This window comes from Xenorhabdus khoisanae (assembly GCF_001037465.1).
Taxonomy (GTDB): domain Bacteria; phylum Pseudomonadota; class Gammaproteobacteria; order Enterobacterales; family Enterobacteriaceae; genus Xenorhabdus; species Xenorhabdus khoisanae.
Map to the genome: position 1 here is coordinate 34,542 of NZ_LFCV01000042.1, position 20,432 is coordinate 54,973.

The following is a 20,432-nucleotide window of genomic DNA, read 5'->3' on the forward strand; positions in this document are numbered from 1 at the left end:
ATGTCCACTACACAATTGTTTCGTATATCACCTCTGACAACCGCTTTGGCAATTGCCCTTGCCCTACCAACCAGCGGCATGGCTGCCAGTGAACATCACTCCAAAGAGATAAAAGAAACGCACAATGTTAATGATAGAGAGTCTGTCATCATCGTAACGGCTCCGGCTGTTTCCCCGCTTGAAGTGGCGACTTCACTCAAAACGCCGCGTCAGCCAGTCCCTGCCAGTGATGGTTCTGATTATCTGAAAACCATTCCCGGTTTTTCTCAGATCCGTAATGGTGGTACTAACGGCGATCCTGTATTCCGTGGCATGTTTGGTTCTCGTTTGCGAATGCTGATTGATGACGGCGAAATTCTTGGCTCCTGTGGCGGACGCATGGATGCACCAAGTTCTTATATTTCACCGGAAAGCTATGATGTTCTCAGTTTAGTGAAAGGCCCACAAACTGTACTTTGGGGACCGGGTAACTCTGCGGGCACTATTCGTTTTGAACGTACCCGCCCTCAATTTGAACAATTTGGTGCTCAAGGTAATGTCAGTACCGTTGTCGGTTCCAATGGGCGTTGGGATGGTAATGCCGACCTCAGTTTGGGGAATGAACTGGGTTATATTCGGATGATTGGTAATAAATCCCGCTCTAATGATTACAAAGACGGTGATGGTCATCGCGTACCTTCTCGTTGGGATAAATGGAATACCGATGTCGCATTAGGTTGGACGCCAGATGAAAATACCTTGCTGGAATTAAATGCTGGACAAGGCGATGGCGAAGCGCGCTATGCCACTCGTATGATGGATGGCTCCCAATTTAAGCGTAAAAGTTTTGGGATACGTTTTGAGAAATCCAATATTGGTGAGGTTTTTGACAAATTTGAAACTAATTTTTATTACAACTACACCGACCATGTGATGGATACTTATTCCCTGCGCCATTCAGAACATAAAATGGCTTCAGAGCCAGATCGCCTTACGATGGGCGGCCGCATGATCGGAACCTGGATTTGGGAAGATTTCAAATTACAAAGCGGCGTAGATACGCAAACGAACACCCATCGGACTAATACCGATCGCTTTATGAAAAAAGAAGAAAGAATAGGCTGGAAGAAGAATGCCCGTTTCAGTGATTATGGTATTTTCAGTGAATTAACGTGGGATGCGACTGAACAAAGCAAAGTAATCGGCGGTGCACGCTTGGATCGCGTGATGGTGTATAAATATAGTACCCAGCAAGAACGCAAAGATACTCTTCCCGCTGGCTTTATCCGTTTTGAACATAATCTGAAAGATGTCCCAGTGATGTTCTATGCTGGCGTTGGTTATACCGAACGTTTTCCTGATTACTGGGAGTTATTTTCTGGCAAAGCCGGAGAAGATGCTTTCACTAATATCAAGGCCGAAAAGACAACCCAGTTGGATATCGGTGCGCAATATAATGATCAATACCTGAAAGGCTGGGTATCGGCTTATGTGGGTAAAGTGAATGACTTTATCTTGTTCCGTTATGGCGAGAATGCTCGTAATAACCAAGCCCATAATATCGATGCCACTATCATGGGCGGAGAAATGGGAGTTGCTTATCAGTTGACCGACAATTGGAAAACGGATGCAAGTTTAGCGTATTCCTGGGCACAAAATACGACAAATCACCGTCCTCTGCCACAAACTCCACCTTTGGAAGCGCGATTCGGTCTGACTTGGGAACATGGTGATTGGACCAGCAGCAGTTTGCTGCGTTTGGTTAACAGCCAGCATCGGGTCGCCATCAATGAAGGTAACGTTGTAGGCAAAGATTTTAATAGCAGTAGAAGTTTTGCCATCTTGTCTGCCAATGCGGCCTATAAAGTGACTAAAAATGTTCAGGTCAGCGCTGGTGTTGACAACATTTTCAATAAAACCTATAGCGAGCACCTTAACTTGGCAGGAAATGGAGGCTTTGGTTATTCAGGCAATACGCAAATCAACGAGCCGGGACGGACTTATTGGGCAAGAGTTAATGTTAAGTTCTAATATGTTCTTTTAATTAACCTTAGTTCGCCCTGACCTCAGCCAGGGCGAACTCCTTTCAGAATCGCTTTAACGAAAGATATTTCTTTTTGTGAGAAAAACCATATCTTTCAATAAAGATACTTTTTCAGCCTGCCAGAAAGCATCAATTAGCAGATTCATTAGCCAGCAACCAATGACGTAATAACATCGCAAGCTGCTCTTGTTGAGTTTCTGTCAATGATTCAAGAATGTTTTTTTGATTCTCTAAATGACTTTCCACCGCTTTATCTATCAATGCCTTCCCTTCCGGTGTCAGGAAAATCTTGCAACTACGCCGATCTTCTTCATTGGCAATACGCTCAATCAATCCTCTCTGCACCATATGCTCAATGCGGGTACTCATTGCTCCAGAAGTGAGCATAACGGATTGATACATTTCTGTCGGTGTCATTGGCATGTTGTTACGACGGAGAGTCGCAAGGATATCAAACTCAATAGCACTAAGGCCGTGTTCTTTGAAAGCATGTTGCAAGCGTTGCTCAATGATTTTGTTTACGCGACATAGTCTTCCAATGACACCCATTGATGATGGATCAAGGTCTGGACGCTGCTGTTCCCACTGTATCAGTAATCGGTCAACGTGATCATATTTCATGCTTTTTTATCCTGTTTATTTTTTTCAACAAAAAGATACTTGATAAAAATCGTTTAGGCTATTATTTTAATTTAACTTTATTTAAAGATACTTTTATTGATGATAAATACGTATTGGCAAGCAGAGAAAGAGTGATACACAGGATGAAAATATGAATAAATCGGAAGGAAATTCCTATGTTAGACATTAGAGTTGTTCGGAATATTTTGCTGACTGCATTGGCACCAATTGTTTGGGGAAGCACCTACATCATCACAACGGAAGTATTGCCACCCAATATGCCTTTGCTGGCTTCTACTGTCAGGGCGTTACCAGCCGGTATCTTATTGCTGCTGATTTGCCGTACCTTCCCCAAGGGGATCTGGTGGTTACGTATCGCAGTACTGGGATTACTCAATATCGGTGCTTTTTTCTATTTTCTCTTTGTTGCGGCTGAATATCTTCCCGGTGGAACGGCAGCACTAATCATGGCTTGCCAACCCATTATTGTGATCCTATTAAGTGCTTATTTGTTAAAAACTTCCCTGACAATAAAACACATTATTTCTGCAATATTGGGCATTATTGGGATCAGCTTATTAGTATTGAACTCAACCATCAGCCTAAATTGGCAAGGAGTGACTGCGGGCTTTGCAGGATGTGGTTGCATGGCGTTAGGTGTTGTATTAACCAAATATTGGAATCGCCCCACCAACTTATCGTTACTCAGTTTCACTGGCTGGCAATTAACATTTGGAGGATTGATATTATTACCCATCGCTATTTTTATAGAAGGCTTGCCACAAAATCTCACTATAACAAACCTGCTCGGCTACAGTTATTTGTGCCTGATTGGTGCTGTTTTCTCTTATATCATTTGGTTTCGAGGGATTGAAAAATTACCGGTAGTAACCATCTCTTTCTTAGGGTTCCTCAGTGCATTGTCCGCCTGTTCTTTGGGCTATTTGTTTTTAAAACAAACATTTTCCTTGCCACAAATGCTTGGAGCATACACCATCATTATTTCTGTTTGGCTTTCGATTCCCCGGAGTCAGACAGAAAAAACCGATACCCTATTACTTAAGAAGTAAACAAAAAAATAACAGGAAAATAAATGAAACTGACTATAATTTCAGGCAGTCAACGCCCAGATTCCCGCAGCCAACGTGTGGCTCGTTATTTGCAGAAATTAAGTAGTGAACATGGCTTTACCGACATACAGAACCTTGATCTCTCCAATGTAGAATTACCATTACACGATGGTTTTACGACAGATATATCGGCTGAATCTCACCCCTGGCAAGCAATTGCACGGCATTTAAGAGATAGCGAGGCATTTATTTTTGTCACTCCGGAATGGCATGGAATGGCCACTCCGGCATTGAAAAACTTTTTATTACATTGTTCGCTGGCCGAATTGGGTCATAAGCCAGCATTATTGGCCAGTGTGTCAGGTGGAGTTAATGGCGTTTATCCCCTCTGCGAATTACGTATGACCGGTTTTAAAAATAACCATGTGTGTTTCCTGCCTGATCATTTGATTTTCCGTCAGGGTGAGAATTTGATTTCAAACGATCTGACTTGCAGCGATGCAGCCTTTGAAAATCGTGCTAACTATACTCTGAAATTACTTAAATCTTATGCCAAGGTGCTTAAGCAAGTGCGTGAAGATATAGACGAAGAAAGTAAAAATTATCAGTATGGTATGTAGATAAACGATATTCTTTCTTGATGAATAAACCTCGGCTCAAATTTTTGAGCCGAGAATAGAGGTATTAAGCAGCCATCTTCTGTCGATCCCAATCAAATCCACCAGCAATCTCCCCTTCTATTAAAGACGAATGGATTCTTAAAATAAAAGAAAGCATTATTCAATAATAAGCATCACTATATTTAATTAAAAAATCACTCAAAAAATAATAACAGAACCATATTGATGGTTTAAACATGAAACTAAATACAATAAATTTTTTAATCTCTTAGGGTCGAATTCTCCGCCGCAAGCGGCGGGGTTCTTCATTGGATTGCTAGTATGTAGCATGAGAGTTGGTTGGCGGTTGGCTATTTTGATTACTGGTAGCTCTATGCACTTTTAGCTATAATAGCTATTCGAGCCATTTTAGACGGTAGGTGATGTATGGAAATTATTCCCGCACAACTAGCTAAGAACCAGTTTGGTGATCTGCTTATGAAAGTTCAGCGTGAGCCTGTGGAAATTAGTAAGCATGGTAAGCGTGTGGCCGTGGTTATCTCTCCTGAAGAGTATGATCAGTTCACACAGCTCAAGTTACAGAATTTAAAAGCCGTTCTGGCTGAATCGATTGTACAAGCTGATCGTGGCGAATTGCATAGTATTGATGATGTATTTACACCGTTGACGGTTGATGAAATTGAGGGTAAAGCTTAGGGATGAGTGTCCGGTTTACTAAGAAGGCCAGAGAGCATATTCGTGCAATAAAACTCTATTCTATGCGCCGATGGGGGGCGAATATCGCGGAAGCTTATGCAACTTCGTTGCGTGTGACTATGACGGAAATTCTTGATCGTCACCCATCCCCCGGTCGTGATCGCAGTGAGGATCTTTATTTTGGTGTGCTGAGTTTCCCCGTAGAGAGCCACATTATTTACTATCGGGAAGTTCCGACTGGTATTGAAGTGTTGGCGGTGTTGCATCAGACGCAAGATCCGCATAACCATCTATAATGTAGAGCATAAAACGTGGGGTGCTTTATTTAATTCGCGATAAAATAAGCAATTAAACTTTTTTATCAGATGCTTGAGTAAGTTACCCGATCGCCGTTTTCCTCAGAAACCTGAGTTGTCGAACTATTTCATCCGGTTCTCACCAGACACATGCCCCACGATTTTTTTATGCTTTCCAATCTTCTCTTTTCTTGCGACAACCCATTCAGATTTGAAGAACTGACCCATTTAGCGGCAAGAGCATTGGGTCAGTTCGAAGATGTGTAGATACCTATGCCTAAAGGGTGGGTAGCACTACATATTTCCCCTACCCTTCCACTGTTTGTTATGCAGAACAACTATTTGGCTTCACGACTGAAAAGAGGCTTCTCTTCGATTTGATTACCTCCGTGAAATCTAAAGTGCCACGGGAAATCAAAAGTGAGTCTCTAGTCGTTCATATTAGTTGTAATTTACCGTACAGTCATAAGTCGAAATATATGGCGGCTGATACAACCCGCCCGTGATATTTCCAACTTTCATTTGCAAGGTGATCCTACAGTCTGCTGGAATATTAGAACCTGCAGCATTGACAGTGGTCGAGCTACTGGCTACATCCAGAAGTGCTTCCCATGCAGCAGAATTATTCGGAGTGGTAATAACAAGACGCAGCGTGATTTGATTTTGCCAGCCAGCCCAATTGAGTCGGTTATAGTTACACAAAATGGTGCTCACAATTCCCCCTGAAGGAGTCTGTCCGCTTAAAGGAGCCAAAGTCGCACCAGAAATATACACTCCGCCTTGAGTTGGTTTAGGCCCTGAATTAGCACGATACCAACTTGGTCCAGCTCGTTGCGCGAGATTGTCCTCTGCTTCAGTTTGCTGTTGTAGTAAATCCAGCAGAGATGAATCTTCTTTGGTTAGGTCTATTGGGGTCAACGAAACGGTTTGCCCCTCTTTCAACAGCATATCAGGGGGAAGAATCAGCTTATTCATTCACATTCTCCTAATTTATATCGAAAAGATGGTGTAGGGAATTAAAACATCTCTCGCAAATGCAACACAATCGATAATGCTGTACTGATGATCCTTATAAATTGGCAGAGTAGGACTTATTGGTATAAGAGAGGCGCTTGCTAGCCCTTCATACTTCTGAACACCCTGACCTGCGATAGTCGCTTGGATAGCGTGACTTTCCTCGTAATACCGAATACCAGTGGACACATCTGATGGGTTAAGTCCGGTGACTTGGGCCCAGACACTCCATGTTAGATCTACAGGCAGAGAGCGATGCCAGTCGAAATGAATCAAAGGCCATTGTGATACATCCTGATTTATCGTCGTTAGGAGCGTTGGACTGGCGACAGGCGCAAAATGATCCTCCAGAAGCAACGTAGCGATCTCACCCGCATACTGACTAAGACCATACCTAATTCACACTTTAGTCCTACTGCATATACCGTTTCATTTGATACAATTTCAGCCGCCCCTTCATCTTTTAAGGGTTTAAGGGGCGTCCATGTATGTATGACAAGATTTTAGTTAGTACAAAGTATCTTTAAGCCTCTGTGGTAATTTCTCATCATAATCAGCGCCATCAAAGTCACCTTTGCTGATTTCTTTGAGAATATTGCCAACACTGGGTAAAGCGCTACGTTCAAGTTGGTTAGAAACATCCCATAAACCAGAGCGTAAAATTGCTCTGGCACACTGGAAAAAGACGGCATCTACAGTGATACGTAATACAGAATAAGGCAGCATATTACGATGGGAAAAACGTTCTAATATCTCTGGATCAATAACAATTTCCGCTCTGCCATTGACACGTAATGTTTCACCGATTCCCGGAATAAGGAACAATAATGCGACATGATTATCGTGCAGAATATTACGTAAGCTATCAATACGGTTATTGCCTCTCCTATCTGGTAATAGCAACGTTTTTTCATCTTCAATGTGAATAAATCCGGCTTGATCGCCACGAGGAGATACATCCATTCCCTCTGGGCCAACAGTTGCTAATGTGACAAAAGGTGAGGCTTCAATAAAAGGGCGATACACAGGGTGGATATAGTTCACTTCTTTAAAAACGGAAGCAGCCGCAGGTTTTCCGTAAATTTGTTCTAGTGTGGCGATATCAGTAACAGTTTTGTTCATTAATGGTTATCCCCTATATGTTCGTTGTCTTTCAAATTACAAAATTAACTCGTAATTTGTTAACCGTATGTGTTTTTTTATTTACCTCTTTAAACACATAAAATATTCTTGGCACCCTGTATTTTCATCTATTTCTTCGCTGACAACATAAAACCCTTGCGACAAATAGAAGTTATAACTCGCTTGGTTCTGCTGATAGACCGATAACGTAAGTTCATTTCTTCGTTTTTTAGCATCATCAATTAACGTCTTGCCAATTCCCTGCCCTTGCTTATCTGGCGATACAAAAATAGCCGCCAATTCATTACCGTGCAGAGCATAAAAAGCAATGACGTTAGAATCCTGTACATAGACGTGTACTTCTGACGCTGGGATATAAATACTTTTCATGCTTTTTATTTGAGATTGCCAAAATTCAGCCGCTACAAAATCGTGAGCTTTCATTGAAGCTTCTAACCAAATGGACAAAACGGTATCCATATCTGCTTCTGTAAATGATCTGATCACGTTTCAATCTCCCCATAATGGACATCTATATTTCGATGTAATATTTTCAACAAATAAAATGTAATAAAAGCGGCGGCAATATTGTAAAACATACTATGAACAAAGGCATTTTGGTATGTGATAAAAGTGAGAATATCCACATTATTAAAATGCCATTGAATTAATATACTGACCACGGCAACACCAAAAGCTGCTCCAACCTGTTGTAAAGTAGCAATTATTCCTGATGCCATACCGGCAAAGCGTACGTTGACAAAAGCCAGAACAACATTGAGCAATGGTGTCATAACAAAACCTTGACCATAACCAAGCAGCATCAAAATCGGCTTATGAATGATTTGTCTCCTCATCTAACTTATGTATTGAATTTGCATTGGGATGTTTTAGCCTTTAATCAACCAGCAGATGAGTGTTTTTGTTTCAGTCAGGTCGGAAGTGAACAGAGGAATTTTTTGTGGTTATTGTTTACCAGTGAACATTATCGAGAATTGTTTTGTCATTGGGAACGAGATGCTTATCGTTTACTGGCCAGCTTTAGGCGCGATTATGCCCTTGCTGTTAAAGACAATTATATTCAGGAATTAGTCAACAAATTGCTTAAAACTTCACCTGACTTTTATGGGATGTGGCATAAACATGAAATCTATGAGCCTTGTAATGGAGTGCGGGAGCTGAATGTAAATGGACAGGTAACTACTTTCGGTTACACATCAATGATTACTGATGCCGAAAGACATTTGCGCTTGATTGTTTATGCTAAAGATTGATCGGCTCTGCCAGAATAAAACAAGTGTGGATATGAATATACAATCAATATTTGAATAAAGTATTCACTTATTTATTAGTACGCATGCCAAATGATATTAAATTTTGAAATAACCTCTTTGTAAAAATAATATTTTATACAGAAAGTATAACACTCTAGTATGTAGAGTAATTATTTTAAAAAGAGGATGACCCCTCCCCTTAATATCCATAAATCATCTACTGATTTCAAACGGGATTATTAAGTGGCTCAATAGAACAAAACACTGCGCTCACAGTCTCAAAAAAAGATACCAATAAATCACAAAAAGTTACTTTTTTGTAAAAAATTAAATACATTTCACTATATTTAAAAATAATTTATTGCTTTTCAACAGCATAAAAATACTCTTTATTAGATGACTTTTATTTTTTGTTTCAAATTAGTTATAAATAAGTTAATGTTTTTATTGCAATTTGGCTTTAATTATTATGCTATAGCAACTTGCAGGTAAAGAACATTATGGTTGACATATACCCTATAGACAGTCGAAAAAATATAGGGTCGGACCGCTACTGCCTGCTTATTGTAATTTAATCATCGGTTTTATTAATAAGGACTTTTCAAGGAGCGATGTGCCAAACAGCGAATTGAAAGTTGCCACTTTTGAAAAATGGATCATCTCTTATGAAAAAAAATAATCCGGCACGACCGATCTTTTTGTGGATGACGTTATTATTTGGAACATTACCTGTTAGTGCTTCAATGGCTGCGGCTGAATATCAGGAACAGGGTAAAAAGAACTCGCCAAGCAGTTGGTTATCTGAAGAGTTTAATCATCAATGGGGATTGGCTGCTATTGGTGCTCATTATGCTTATGCCCGTGGTTACACGGGTAAAGGCATTAATGTTGGTGTACTCGATGAAGCTGTTACCAATCATCCTGAGTTTGCAGGTAAGTTGAAGATTCTGAGCCCAGAAGACCCATGGAGCTATGACAAAGATATCTTTGGAAATATCGAATTCGGTGCCCATGGTAACCATGTTTCAGGGACCATTGCAGCAAACCGGGACGGTAAGGAAATGCACGGTGTGGCATTTGATGCGGGTTTAATTACAGGGAAATATTTGCAAAATGACTATAACCGTACAGAAGCCATGATTCAAAGCGATGTACGTGTAATTAATAACAGTTGGGGTGTTCGCCCTCGCTATTATACTGATGCGAACGGTAGGCCCAAACGGAGACCAGATGGTACGGTTGATTACTATAAAGTCACTTTGCAAGATGTCATTAATTATGTGACACCCATTAAAGATGACCTGGATCGGTTAAGTCGTTCTCCAATTCCAGAACTCGATGATTATACAACCAGAAGCGCGGGTTTGTTGCGTGCGGCACGTCATGAGAAATTGGTTATTTTTGCGGCAGGAAATGCAAATAACTATAACGTCACCTGGTTTCATGCAGGTATGCCGTATTTCTTCCCTGACGCGTTGAAAAACTACCTCAGCGTTGCCAACCTGACCAGAGAAAATGAGATTAATGTCTCATCAACGAGTTGCGGATATACTGCCAGCTATTGTTTGTCCGCACCAGGGACAAAAATTTACAGCAGCACAGGCGATTTTATTTCTAAAGTTGATGGGGAAATCGATGAAGATGCTCTCAAAAATGGTGAGTTGACGATCGATCCTACTTATGATTCTTATACCGGTACATCAATGGCATCACCCCATGTAGCAGGGGCCGCAGCCGTCTTAATGCAACGTTTCCCTTATATGACTGCCGGGCAAATTTCTGATGTCCTCAAAACCACGGCTACCGACCTGGGTGCCCCTGGTTTGGATGACATGTATGGCTGGGGAATGTTGAATCTGAAAGATGCCATTGATGGTCCTAAAATGTTCATTACTGAAAGTGATATTCCTAAAAAATACTATATTCCTGGCTCTTATACTGAAACCCAGTTTATTGCCAATATTCCGGGCATCGGTGAGTTGGTTGAAAAAGGTACGACTGTAGAAAGAACATGTAACAGTATTGAATGTGTCTATGACAATTGGAGCAATGATATCTCCGGTCACGGTGGATTGACGAAAATTGGTAAAGGGACACTTGAACTTGCGGGTAAAAAGAGTACTTACAAAGGGCCGACTTTGGTAGAACAAGGCCATTTGCAAGTCAGTGGCTCCATAACTTCTGATGTAACCGTGCATGATGGTGCAACTCTTGGAGGAACGGGGACTGTCGGTTCTCTTATGGCTAATACCGGAGCCAATATTGCTCCAGGCGGGTTAGGATCAAGTGGCACGCTGAACGTTGATCGCAATATTACCTTCCAAAATGGTTCACGTTACCTGGTAAAAGTGGCACCAAATAACCAGAGTAATGGCGATCGCATTATCAGCAATGGTTTAGCAACGCTGAAAGGTGGTGAAGTACAAGTTACACTGGAAAACAGCAGTAACTTATTATCAAAACAAGAAGTTCGCAGCCTTCTTAATCAGCAATACAATATCTTGCAAGCAAACAATGGTATCAACGGGAAATTTGCTTCCGTAGTACCAAACTATTTGTTTGTTGGTACTGAGCTGAGTTACCAAACTAGTCGGGTGATGTTGGATATAAAACGTAATTCCACAAGATTCGCCAGCTTGGGAATGACCGCTAATGAACGCGCCGTGGCTGATGCGGCCGATAAACTGAGTTTAGGACATCCAGTTTATGAAAGTATCTTAATGTCTGATACAGCAGTTCAGGCTCGTCAAGCATTCCAGCAACTCTCTTCCGGACAGATCCATGCTGATATCGCTGCGGCACAAATCAATGGTAGCCGTTATCTGCGCGATACGCTGAATACCCGTTTACGTCAGGCTGATGGTGGAACTATCGGACAGGATATCAAATCGGATAAAAACGGTGCTTGGGTGCAAGTCATGGGCAACTGGCAACGTGCGAATGGTAACAGTGAAGTCAATGGATATCGTGTATCCAACTATGGTGTGTTACTGGGTGCAGATAGAGAACTGGGTAATGATTGGCGTCTCGGTGTAGCTACTGGTTATACACGTTCTTCACTGAAAGGTGGCTACAGCACTTCAGCGCGCAGTGACAATTTCCATCTGGCTCTATACGGTAGCAAGCAGATTGAGGCTTTAGCATTGCGTGCTGGTGCTGCTTACAGTTGGCATCGCTTTGACACAGAACGCTCGATTGCCTTTGGTCAACAATCCGATAACCTGAAAGCCAAGTATAACGCCCATACTGGTCAATTGTTTACTGAAGCGGCTTATGGAATGAATACATCCTGGGTGAATCTGGAGCCATTCGTCAATCTGTCTTATGTTAACTTCCGTAACGGTAGCATTAATGAGCATGGCGGTGCTGCTGCATTGAATGGTAACAAACAATCGAAAAATGCGACCTTCTCTACATTAGGTTTACGTGTAGATCAAAAATGGCAGACTGAAAATGAACTGACTGTAGGCGTATATGGCGAATTGGGTTGGCAACATCAGTTTGGCAAAGTAGATCGCGACACTAAATTAAGTTTTAGCAATAGTAACTCAACGTTTACTGTCAATAGTGTGTCAGCAGCACGTGATTCCGCTGTAATCAAAGCAGGTACGGAATTAGGCATTAATGAAAACACTAAGTTGTCACTGGGATATAACGGCGTTCTGTCAGGAAATCATAAGGATAACGGCGTATTCCTGAATGCTAAATGGCGCTTCTGATCGGTAAAAATAGATGTCTTTTTAATAGCAAAAACTCACTGCTGACAAGGATTGGCAGTGAGTTTTACTTTTTAGGCCATTTGTATCTTCTTTAGCACAAATCACTTCGGTGGTATCGGTTAATGATTAAATCTGATAATGGGTTAAGTCATTAGAACACCTAAAGGAGGAAAAGTATGGCTTATCGTAAAACTCTATTAATCAGTTTGTTTTCCCTTTCAGCAATCTCAAATGCTTTGGCTTTGAATGGCTCCATACCTTTTGAAGCGCCAAATGATAGTGGTGCTCCATTAATGAAGTCAACTGACCCCGGCGCTGAAAAATACAGAACCGTGGGTAAATTCAATGGCTATTCACACTGTACTGCAACTTTGATTGCTGGTGAAAATGCACCTGATAAAAATACACCAGCATTGATACTGACCGCTGGGCACTGTGTAGACAGCAATGTAGGCACAAATGACGTGGCGGTTGATCAACCAGCTCCTGATTATTGGGAATATACTCCGGATTATTTCATTGATAAAAAGGACAACCTTTCTCCAGTTAAAGTCAACCGTATCTTGTATTCAACGATGAAGAACGAAGATATCGCGGTATTAGAGCTGAAAGCAACTTATGGTGAGTTAGCTCAAAAAGGTTATCATCCGATGAAGTTGAAGAAAAATCTTGAGATGAAACAGCAACCTATTGTGTTAACTCATATTCCTGTCAATAACGTTGATTACAATTACGCTTATCTCAGAAAATCTGAATGTGATATTACTGGAAAGTCACCAGAATTATATGAAGGTGGCTCTCCATGGTTTTGGTCTCCGGTTTTCTCAGTTAACTGCGCTGGTGTCGTCGGTGGAAGCTCCGGCTCTCCTGTTTTTGAGAAAGGTCAAACAAACGTAATTGGGGTGCTTAATACAACGACAGAACCTGGGATGACGGGTTGTGGGGGTAACAGACCTTGTATTATTGAGGACAATAAAGGTGTTCCACAGGAAGGTATTAGCTATTTCATTCCTGTAGATAACGTTGCGAATGCACTCACAAAAGATAGCAAGCTTGACCTGTCTAAGCTCCAAAATGGCAGTGGCAATGTTCTGGAAAAAACGAATTTCTGGTCGCCGTGGATATCTCAGAGTGTTGATCCTACTAGCGGAGAGAAAGCAAAATGGGATGTTATTATCAAGGAAAATGCCAACGTCAAGAATATTCGATATAAAACAGGCTTAATCAGTGAAGTAAATTGTGCAGATGAAGCCGGATATGGTGCTCCCGCTATTGCTAGCCAGAATCCGCTGCAAAACTTGTTGCTTCCAGAAAAAGATGGGATCTACAAGCTTTGTGTGATTAACCAGAATAACGATGGTCAATGGCAGAAAACTAAAGACGCATCAATCATGTTGCGGGAAATTGATAATACTCCACCATCAATTAAACCCACTTTACATGTAAATGATTATGGGCATGGAGCTTGGACTGTAACAGCTGAATCTCGTCCATATGAGCTCGGAAGTATATTTGTCAAATATGGCCCTAAAGCGACAACCCATTGTGACAATAAAGCAGATTACAGTTTCTTCTGGAGACCAGTAAATTTGGATAAATCTAAAGCTCCATGGCGTGTCTGTGCATATGGTGAAGATACAGCAAGAAATGCCGGCCCGATTAATGTACTTGATTTTGATTCTACTATTGCTGAGTAGATAGCTATCTGGCAAATTGGAGATGTGGGGCAATAAAACACCGTTGTCCCATTTTTTCTGATAGTATCATTTTGCCCTCTCCCGAATATCTTGTCGTTCTCTATACCACCACTACTTTATCAATCCTGAATATTTCTGCTGAAATCTCTTTCAGTCAAATTTTCATCAATCAACTACTTGAATCCTATTTCTATTAAAGGAGGCTTGAATATGCCATCGCGTACTATTCCACCTGCCATTTCTCGGGTTATTTTGCCTATATTTTCATTTGCTGTATTTTTCATCGGTGCAACAGAATTTATGTTATCCCCTATGCTCAAGCCCTTGGCAGAAGCATTTAAAACAACAACAGATAAATCGGCTTGGCTGGTATCTGGATATGTTTTTGCTTATGCACTTGCTGCACCGATTTTTGGTTGGTTATCTGATCGAATAAATCGGCGCAAATTATTATTAGCATCCCTGCTATTTCTTGCCCTTGATGGTTTGGCATTAACAATAGCTCCCAATCTGGAGACTGCAATTGGATTGCGTATCTTTGGTGGCATTGCTTCAGCCGCTGTGATTCCAACTATCTTTGCGTTAATCGCGGAAATTTTTCCACTCCACAAACAAGCGTCAGTTATGGGGATCGTCATGCTCGGTATGACTGGTGGTATAGCAGGCGGCCCTATTTTTGCCGGTATTTTAACGGAGTTATCTGGCTGGCGGATACCATTTCTGATAAGTGCAAGCGGATGTCTTTTACTCTGCATCTTAAGTAAAAAATATATTCCAGATCTGGTTAGTATTCGAAAAGCAGAGCTTCAGACAGTCGCATTTCAATGGGTACATCAAGGTAATTTAATACTCCCTCTCATTGCAAAAGGACTTTGGAATGGAACGGCAGTATCTACTTTTATTCTAGCTGGAGAGGTTCTAAGGCAGCATTATGGATTGGGAACAGGAGCAATTGGCCTATCCGTTTCTGCATTTGGCATTGGACTTGGCTTGGGTAATTTGTCCGTAGGTATTGTAAAAAAGCGGTATGTCAGAGATGAATGGATTCTTTTACTGGCAACAGTAATACTATTCCTCACTATTTCTGCATTTATGCTAATGCCTCTGTCCCTGTTTTTCAGTCTTGGTTGTTTGATGTTATGGGGATGCTCGCTTGGCCTTGCAGCTCCGATAAGCACTTCTATTTTGGCAAATCGGGCAGCACAGAATAGAGGCCAGATATTGGCAATTTCAGAAAGTATGAATAATCTGACAATTTTATTCTTACTCCCTATTGCCACCAACTTACTGATACAGCATGGTGTTACGATAACTATGATAGCGCTGGGGAGCTGCTTTATAGTGGGAATCGGGCTGTCACTACGGGATCTTATAGTGACACTGTCACTTACCCATCGCTATGAGAGTGGTAAAACTTAGAAAGTCGTGAATAAGTTGCACTAAATTCTTTTTTTAACCATTCAAGAAAGATAGCCTGCGGTGTATTGGCAGCAAAAGTATCGGGTGATATCAGGTAATAAGCAGAACCATCTGGAATGAAACCATAAGGAGCGTTTACCCGTTTATCACTCAACTCTTGTTCAATCATGTATATCGAGCTTATTCCAACGCCATGTCCGGCCATCACCGCTTCCAATAGAATATAAAAGTGTTCAAACCAGTGTTCGTGACGTTTTAGGATAACGTGCTGGGTGCCTGACATCCAATCATTCCACGCTTCAGGACGGGTATGTGTATGCAGTAAAGTCATTGGCTGATTTGCAATAACATCGTTTTCTGCATCAGGTAAACAAATCGGGGCTATCCATTCTTTTCCCAAAATTTCAGCAAAGTAACGCTTATCCCAAATAAAATCATTTCGACGAATAGCTAAGTTAACTGAGTTTCGTGAAAAATCGATATTACCTCCACCAGCGACTAAATGGATTTCAATATCAGGGTAATATTTCTTAAATTTCATTAGATTGGGAATAAGCCATTTCATCATAATAGTGGGTTCACAAGAAACAACTAATCTCGTTGTTTGCAATGTTTGTCGAAGCTCATTAATTGTTAGTGTTAAAAGCCCGAAAGCTTGTTGACAGGCTTGCTTGAGTTTTTCACCTGCTGGTGTTAGAAAAAGCCCTCTATTCCTACGCTCAAATAATACAACCCCCAAAGCCGTTTCTAATTGCCGGATCTGACGACTTACCGCACCCTGTGTCACAAACAACTCTTCAGCCGCTTTGACTAAATTTTGGTAACGAGCTGCGGCTTCGAACGCCCGTAATGAGTTCAGTGGAGGAAGGTTTTTCATTGCATTCCTTTATCGTTGATTTTTTCTCAATCATTCTAGCGCAAATTAATCGTTATTTTTTAGTCAAAAAAATCAAGAGAATAAGTTATCGAAATATGACAGCCAATAATCAGGAGACATAATGACAGAGTTAATTACTGTAGCCATTATTACCATTCTTGCTGTTATCAGCCCAGGAGCTGACTTTGCGATGATCACCCGTAACAGCTACTTGTATGGTCGGCAAGCAGGCATATTGGCGGCATTTGGGATTGCTGTAGGTATCTTGGTGCATGTTACTTATACCATACTTGGTATTGGTATTTTGATTGCTCATTCTCCTAATATATTACTTGTTATAAAGGTTGTAGGGGCTATTTACCTTATCTACATTGGTTATAAGACACTCACATCAAAAACGAAAGTTGATATTGATATTAACTCAACAAAGAAAGCCTCAATTGCCTCGTTTAGAACAGGTTTTTTGACAAATGTATTAAACCCTAAAACAACACTTTTTGTTGTCAGCACATTTACTCAAATTGTTTCCCCATCGACCGATATTAGCTTGCAAATGGGCTATGGTTTTTTTATTTCTCTAATGCACCTTTTCTGGTTTGTTGGTGTTGCTATCTTTTTTTCTCACCAAAAACTTAGGACTGCAATGCTAGAAAAACAAACAATGCTCAACCGAATTATTGGCGTTATTTTAATCGGATTGGGTATTTCTTTAGGTGCAATTCCTGTTGTTAACTGATAAAACTTAGAGATGAATTAATAGCAGCGTTAAGAGATCTCTATTATGCCAATCAACTTTAATGCAAAAGAAAACAGACATACTTATGTTGGCCGTGATGCTCAACAGGAATGGTACGATTTAATCCAAAAACTGGTGGAACCTCGCAATAAGGAAATTGCAGATATTGGCTGCGGTGGTGGTATTTATTCACTGGCGTGGATAAAAATGGGGGTGAAAAAAATCACTTGTATTGATTTTTCACAGCAAATGTTGGCTGATGTGGCAGAAAATACTCACGGCCTTTCGAATGTTATGATCAAACAAGGAGATGCTCTTTGCACTGGTTTGCCTGATAGCAGTCAGGATATTGTCTTTGAAAGAGCGCTTATCCACCATATAACCCAAGAAAACAGAACAACATGTTTCGCTGAAGCTCAACGTTTATTACGTTCTGGTGGAATGTACATCATTTTGAAGCCCAACGTAGGCCGGACAATGTTGAAGTCATTAATGGACTAAAAGTAGTCGGGTTTAAACAAGTTAAGGCGGTACCTCTTTTAGAAAAATACACCACTTATAAAAATTTTTCACAATTGGCAGCAGATTTCCAACTACGCAAAGGCCGCTCTATTTTGCACGAGTTGAGCGATGAAGAAATCATTCACCTTATCAACCACATGGAAAAATCGTTGGGTAACAAGACTGATATTGTTGAGAAAGACTTTTGGACAGTTTGGACAGGCATAAAATGATAAATATACCAGAACCTATTCCCGGCTATTTGATGTTGATTCTTACTGCAGTCCATATTTACATTGGAAGATATGGTCATACTGTAGAGTTACCTATCCATTTTCATATGAGAGAATTCTGTGAAAACCACACCTCACCCTCTTGCCAAGGGGTAAACAAAACAGAAATCATTAATTTCTTAAAAAAGAGTCTATAAAAACAGACTCTTTTACATTCAACCATTTTTAATATTCAAATCTTGATTGAACAACGTTTGGACGTTTATCTATTGGCCAAGTAATGGTGCATCCAAACTTGATTTTAATCGTGCTTTTTTCTCTTCTTCATCAACCAACTGATTTAGTTTCTTAACAAAGATAGTTTGAAGCTGATTCCAGAACTCTTCAAAGTGCTCTTCATCACGTAAGCAATAAGTCATTACCGCTGCACGCAATACAAAGATACGGCGAATCTTATCCCATTCACTGCGGCTAAAACCACACCGCTCTGCGTAGTGTCTTGGTGTATCACCATACTCTTTATAATCGAGTATGGTTGATGATGTGAGGAAGTCGTTGGTATAAGCTCGTCCTGTAGAATAGGAACACAGTTCATAAAGCCGCTTGTTGAGGGTATTGTGGCTTTCCAGATTTTCGTTACCCATTTCTTTAAATGTAAAATTGATCATATGAAAATCTGGGGATGGCATAATATGTACTTCAAACCGATGCTTACCTACTTCTATGGGTGACATATTTTCCAATTTATCTATTAATCTTTGTGCTGTAACGATACCAGCAGCAATCACTTTCCCATACCCGTTGATATTCAAAGGTAATAAGCGATGAGCGGCCCAAAGCGCTGCTGCGGTTGCTCCCGCTTTTGAGCCTTCCATAATAGACGAACCAAGAATACCTCTATTGTTGACAACAGGGGTTGTGTTGTCATTTTTTTCTTCAAAAACATAAGCTGCACGAGAAGAGATCAAATCAAGAATGCGTTTGTCTTTCATACAAATTGCCCCCGCAGCGTATTGAATGAAACCAACTTTATGGGGATCAACTGTAATTGAATCCACTTCTTTCAATGCTTTGAAGCTCTTATAAACTTCTGGCTTCGGCCAACTGATGTTTTCCGGCATAATGCCTATCGAACGATGACAATTAGCAAGCTCGTCATATTCAATAAATTCGCCCTGTTCATTCAGCAACATGGCGCAAGCGTATCCCGCGTAAGCCGCATCAACATGAATATAGAAAGATTCACCATAACGCTCTTCACACTCTTGCCTCAAGGCAATAACTTCATCAATCCGATCAATCGCCCCAACTTCTGTTGTACCAACCACAGCAATCAGCGCCAAAATTGACTCACCTTGTTCGATTAACTCCAAGGTGATTTTCCGCATTTGAGCAACGTCAGTTTGATAATTTTCATTAACAGGTAGTGGGATAATATTTTCTTGACCAATACCAAAAATATCTGCCGCTTTCATCCAAGAGTAATGTTTGGATTGTGGAACCAACAGCTTGCCTAATATTTCTGGTCTAGTTCCTGTACCACGACATGTCATATCACGTACTTCTTCAAAAATTCCGCGTTCTTGTAGCGTACTGATTAAATCCAGAATTTCAGCCGTTGGCATATTTTTCAATTGCTTTGTCGACTTATGGATGACCAGATCTTTTGCCTTGGGATGTTGAGATATTGCAAAAGGTAATGTTTTTAAATTCCTGGCTACCCACAATCCTTCATAATTCGCGACTGTACCGCCAGAAGTAATATGCCCCCAAGATTGATGCGGGTTATAACCAAACATGCGGCAAAGATCTAATCCTGATTCAAGTTCCAGTTCTGTTGTTGTCGGGGATGCTTCATAACTACAGTTATTCGGGTTGTACATCATGGCCATGACGTAAGCAAGATTAGAAACCATTAATGTGTCACTGTTAATGTGACCAAGATAACGGGGAGAAAAGAAAGGAATTGAAGTATTTTTTAGTTTTGCTGATAGTTGATTTAAAATTCCTTCTGTCCGATAAAGTGTCTCTCTATAATTATGTTCATAGCGATCAACAGATGTGACTAACGTAGAATCTCCAGGATGAAAACCTGAACGCCAGTACATGTGTTCGTTAATCGCATAGTCCATCATCTCTCTAAAAAAAACCGCATTCTCTGATTTTGGTCCTAAAAATAACGCATTTACATTTAAATTAGGATGAAGTGGTTTAGTCATAATTACGCAGCCTTTTAACTGATTCTTTGTGTTTTGTAGTAAAGTTAATTTATAAACTTATTAATAATTTTGTTTTTGTTTTCTATGGTTAATGACAAGCTCATGTGGCGGTTATAAAACACCTACAATAACTCATTGAAATAAATTTCTTGATTTTCAATCTATGCGCAAAAAACACTCTGCAACATATGCCAAATCAATCTATTTTATATAGATATAAAACATAGTTATTAGAATATGTTAATAATTATCTTTAAATTTGTGCGCTACCACAAAGAAATGAGAAGAATATCTC

Annotated in this window: 19 protein-coding genes; 12 read left to right on the plus strand and 7 right to left on the minus strand. The window is 40.5% G+C overall.

Annotated elements, in window-relative coordinates:
- The gene (locus AB204_RS07645; protein ID WP_047962793.1) at nucleotides 1–2,010 is read left to right on the plus strand and encodes a TonB-dependent copper receptor; all 2,010 of its coding nucleotides are present in this window, start codon (nucleotides 1–3) and stop codon (nucleotides 2,008–2,010) included.
- Nucleotides 2,011–2,152: 142 nt separating this feature from the next.
- On the opposite strand, the gene AB204_RS07650 is transcribed toward AB204_RS07645, so the two are convergent.
- Nucleotides 2,153–2,644 (minus strand): MarR family winged helix-turn-helix transcriptional regulator, encoded by a 492-nt coding sequence (locus tag AB204_RS07650; protein WP_047962794.1) that lies wholly within the window; start codon nucleotides 2,642–2,644, stop codon nucleotides 2,153–2,155.
- Nucleotides 2,645–2,820: 176 nt separating this feature from the next.
- Here AB204_RS07650 and AB204_RS07655 point away from each other — a divergent pair, with 176 nt between their 5' ends.
- From AB204_RS07655 to AB204_RS07670, 4 genes are all read left to right on the plus strand, one after another.
- A complete protein-coding gene (locus tag AB204_RS07655) occupies nucleotides 2,821–3,714 on the plus strand; it encodes an EamA family transporter (RefSeq protein ID WP_047962795.1) in 894 nt (297 codons plus the stop codon).
- Between the two features lie 23 nt (nucleotides 3,715–3,737).
- Nucleotides 3,738–4,334 carry an NADPH-dependent FMN reductase gene (locus tag AB204_RS07660; RefSeq protein WP_047962796.1) on the plus strand — a complete coding sequence of 199 codons (597 nt, stop codon included), beginning with the start codon at nucleotides 3,738–3,740 and terminating at the stop codon, nucleotides 4,332–4,334.
- Between the two features lie 426 nt (nucleotides 4,335–4,760).
- The gene (locus tag AB204_RS07665) at nucleotides 4,761–5,030 is read left to right on the plus strand and encodes a type II toxin-antitoxin system Phd/YefM family antitoxin (protein WP_047962797.1); all 270 of its coding nucleotides are present in this window, start codon (nucleotides 4,761–4,763) and stop codon (nucleotides 5,028–5,030) included.
- 2 nt (nucleotides 5,031–5,032) lie between these two features.
- Nucleotides 5,033–5,326 (plus strand): type II toxin-antitoxin system RelE/ParE family toxin, encoded by a 294-nt coding sequence (locus tag AB204_RS07670; RefSeq protein ID WP_047962798.1) that lies wholly within the window; start codon nucleotides 5,033–5,035, stop codon nucleotides 5,324–5,326.
- Nucleotides 5,327–5,767: 441 nt separating this feature from the next.
- Here AB204_RS07670 and AB204_RS07675 read toward each other — a convergent pair whose 3' ends face one another.
- Nucleotides 5,768–6,301: a hypothetical protein gene (locus tag AB204_RS07675; protein ID WP_047962799.1), complete on the minus strand. Its 534-nt coding sequence runs from the start codon at nucleotides 6,299–6,301 to the stop codon at nucleotides 5,768–5,770.
- A 269-nt stretch (nucleotides 6,302–6,570) separates the two neighbouring features.
- On the opposite strand from AB204_RS07675, the gene AB204_RS23775 reads away from it, so the two are divergent.
- On the plus strand, nucleotides 6,571–6,702 hold the full coding sequence (locus AB204_RS23775; RefSeq protein ID WP_268802287.1) for a hypothetical protein: 132 nt from the start codon (nucleotides 6,571–6,573) through the stop codon (nucleotides 6,700–6,702).
- A gap of 145 nt (nucleotides 6,703–6,847) precedes the next feature.
- On the opposite strand, the gene AB204_RS07685 is transcribed toward AB204_RS23775, so the two are convergent.
- From AB204_RS07685 to AB204_RS07695, 3 genes are all read right to left on the minus strand, one after another.
- Complete coding sequence (locus AB204_RS07685; protein WP_047962800.1) at nucleotides 6,848–7,462, minus strand: pyridoxamine 5'-phosphate oxidase family protein; 615 nt, start codon at nucleotides 7,460–7,462, stop codon at nucleotides 6,848–6,850.
- An 81-nt stretch (nucleotides 7,463–7,543) separates the two neighbouring features.
- Nucleotides 7,544–7,969 carry a GNAT family N-acetyltransferase gene (locus AB204_RS07690; protein WP_200898211.1) on the minus strand — a complete coding sequence of 142 codons (426 nt, stop codon included), beginning with the start codon at nucleotides 7,967–7,969 and terminating at the stop codon, nucleotides 7,544–7,546.
- Nucleotides 7,966–8,286 (minus strand): hypothetical protein, encoded by a 321-nt coding sequence (locus tag AB204_RS07695; protein WP_047962801.1) that lies wholly within the window; start codon nucleotides 8,284–8,286, stop codon nucleotides 7,966–7,968. Before AB204_RS07695 ends, AB204_RS07690 begins: the two co-directional genes overlap by 4 nt.
- A gap of 12 nt (nucleotides 8,287–8,298) precedes the next feature.
- On the opposite strand from AB204_RS07695, the gene AB204_RS07700 reads away from it, so the two are divergent.
- The 4 genes from AB204_RS07700 (at nucleotide 8,299) to AB204_RS07715 (ending at nucleotide 15,571) form a co-directional block, all read left to right on the plus strand.
- On the plus strand, nucleotides 8,299–8,736 hold the full coding sequence (locus AB204_RS07700) for an MmyB family transcriptional regulator (RefSeq protein WP_053067857.1): 438 nt from the start codon (nucleotides 8,299–8,301) through the stop codon (nucleotides 8,734–8,736).
- Nucleotides 8,737–9,401: 665 nt separating this feature from the next.
- Nucleotides 9,402–12,455: an autotransporter domain-containing protein gene (locus AB204_RS07705; protein WP_053067858.1), complete on the plus strand. Its 3,054-nt coding sequence runs from the start codon at nucleotides 9,402–9,404 to the stop codon at nucleotides 12,453–12,455.
- Nucleotides 12,456–12,631: 176 nt separating this feature from the next.
- Nucleotides 12,632–14,152: a trypsin-like serine peptidase gene (locus tag AB204_RS07710; RefSeq protein WP_047962802.1), complete on the plus strand. Its 1,521-nt coding sequence runs from the start codon at nucleotides 12,632–12,634 to the stop codon at nucleotides 14,150–14,152.
- 210 nt (nucleotides 14,153–14,362) lie between these two features.
- Nucleotides 14,363–15,571, plus strand: a complete 1,209-nt coding sequence (locus AB204_RS07715) for an MFS transporter (protein WP_047962803.1) — start codon at nucleotides 14,363–14,365, stop codon at nucleotides 15,569–15,571.
- Here AB204_RS07715 and AB204_RS07720 read toward each other — a convergent pair.
- Nucleotides 15,540–16,448, minus strand: a complete 909-nt coding sequence (locus AB204_RS07720) for a LysR family transcriptional regulator (protein ID WP_047962804.1) — start codon at nucleotides 16,446–16,448, stop codon at nucleotides 15,540–15,542. The two genes, AB204_RS07715 and AB204_RS07720, sit on opposite strands and share 32 nt — an antisense overlap.
- Before the next feature lie 121 nt (nucleotides 16,449–16,569).
- Between AB204_RS07720 and AB204_RS07725 the strand changes: the two genes are divergently transcribed.
- On the plus strand, nucleotides 16,570–17,184 hold the full coding sequence (locus AB204_RS07725) for a LysE family translocator (protein ID WP_047962805.1): 615 nt from the start codon (nucleotides 16,570–16,572) through the stop codon (nucleotides 17,182–17,184).
- 45 nt (nucleotides 17,185–17,229) lie between these two features.
- Nucleotides 17,230–17,685 carry a class I SAM-dependent methyltransferase gene (locus AB204_RS07730; RefSeq protein ID WP_047962806.1) on the plus strand — a complete coding sequence of 152 codons (456 nt, stop codon included), beginning with the start codon at nucleotides 17,230–17,232 and terminating at the stop codon, nucleotides 17,683–17,685.
- A 499-nt stretch (nucleotides 17,686–18,184) separates the two neighbouring features.
- Here AB204_RS07730 and AB204_RS07735 read toward each other — a convergent pair whose 3' ends face one another.
- On the minus strand, nucleotides 18,185–20,137 hold the full coding sequence (locus tag AB204_RS07735) for a pyridoxal phosphate-dependent decarboxylase family protein (protein ID WP_047962807.1): 1,953 nt from the start codon (nucleotides 20,135–20,137) through the stop codon (nucleotides 18,185–18,187).
- Nucleotides 20,138–20,432: the final 295 nt, after the last annotated feature.

What these genes read in the sequence shown, in the direction of transcription:
- AB204_RS07725 (WP_047962805.1), top strand. Translation starts at nt 16,570, where the DNA reads ATGACAGAGTTAATTACTGTAGCCATTATTACCATTCTTGCTGTTATC.
- AB204_RS07660 (WP_047962796.1), top strand. Translation starts at nt 3,738, where the DNA reads ATGAAACTGACTATAATTTCAGGCAGTCAACGCCCAGATTCCCGCAGC.
- AB204_RS07650 (WP_047962794.1), bottom strand. Translation starts at nt 2,644, where the DNA reads ATGAAATATGATCACGTTGACCGATTACTGATACAGTGGGAACAGCAG.
- AB204_RS07675 (WP_047962799.1), bottom strand. Translation starts at nt 6,301, where the DNA reads ATGAATAAGCTGATTCTTCCCCCTGATATGCTGTTGAAAGAGGGGCAA.
- AB204_RS07670 (WP_047962798.1), top strand. Translation starts at nt 5,033, where the DNA reads ATGAGTGTCCGGTTTACTAAGAAGGCCAGAGAGCATATTCGTGCAATA.
- AB204_RS07645 (WP_047962793.1), top strand. Translation starts at nt 1, where the DNA reads ATGTCCACTACACAATTGTTTCGTATATCACCTCTGACAACCGCTTTG.
- AB204_RS07665 (WP_047962797.1), top strand. Translation starts at nt 4,761, where the DNA reads ATGGAAATTATTCCCGCACAACTAGCTAAGAACCAGTTTGGTGATCTG.
- AB204_RS07730 (WP_047962806.1), top strand. Translation starts at nt 17,230, where the DNA reads ATGCCAATCAACTTTAATGCAAAAGAAAACAGACATACTTATGTTGGC.
- AB204_RS07685 (WP_047962800.1), bottom strand. Translation starts at nt 7,462, where the DNA reads ATGAACAAAACTGTTACTGATATCGCCACACTAGAACAAATTTACGGA.
- AB204_RS07705 (WP_053067858.1), top strand. Translation starts at nt 9,402, where the DNA reads ATGAAAAAAAATAATCCGGCACGACCGATCTTTTTGTGGATGACGTTA.
- AB204_RS07710 (WP_047962802.1), top strand. Translation starts at nt 12,632, where the DNA reads ATGGCTTATCGTAAAACTCTATTAATCAGTTTGTTTTCCCTTTCAGCA.
- AB204_RS07720 (WP_047962804.1), bottom strand. Translation starts at nt 16,448, where the DNA reads ATGAAAAACCTTCCTCCACTGAACTCATTACGGGCGTTCGAAGCCGCA.
- AB204_RS07695 (WP_047962801.1), bottom strand. Translation starts at nt 8,286, where the DNA reads ATGCTGCTTGGTTATGGTCAAGGTTTTGTTATGACACCATTGCTCAAT.
- AB204_RS23775 (WP_268802287.1), top strand. Translation starts at nt 6,571, where the DNA reads ATGTTAGATCTACAGGCAGAGAGCGATGCCAGTCGAAATGAATCAAAG.
- AB204_RS07655 (WP_047962795.1), top strand. Translation starts at nt 2,821, where the DNA reads ATGTTAGACATTAGAGTTGTTCGGAATATTTTGCTGACTGCATTGGCA.
- AB204_RS07735 (WP_047962807.1), bottom strand. Translation starts at nt 20,137, where the DNA reads ATGACTAAACCACTTCATCCTAATTTAAATGTAAATGCGTTATTTTTA.
- AB204_RS07715 (WP_047962803.1), top strand. Translation starts at nt 14,363, where the DNA reads ATGCCATCGCGTACTATTCCACCTGCCATTTCTCGGGTTATTTTGCCT.
- AB204_RS07700 (WP_053067857.1), top strand. Translation starts at nt 8,299, where the DNA reads ATGAATGATTTGTCTCCTCATCTAACTTATGTATTGAATTTGCATTGG.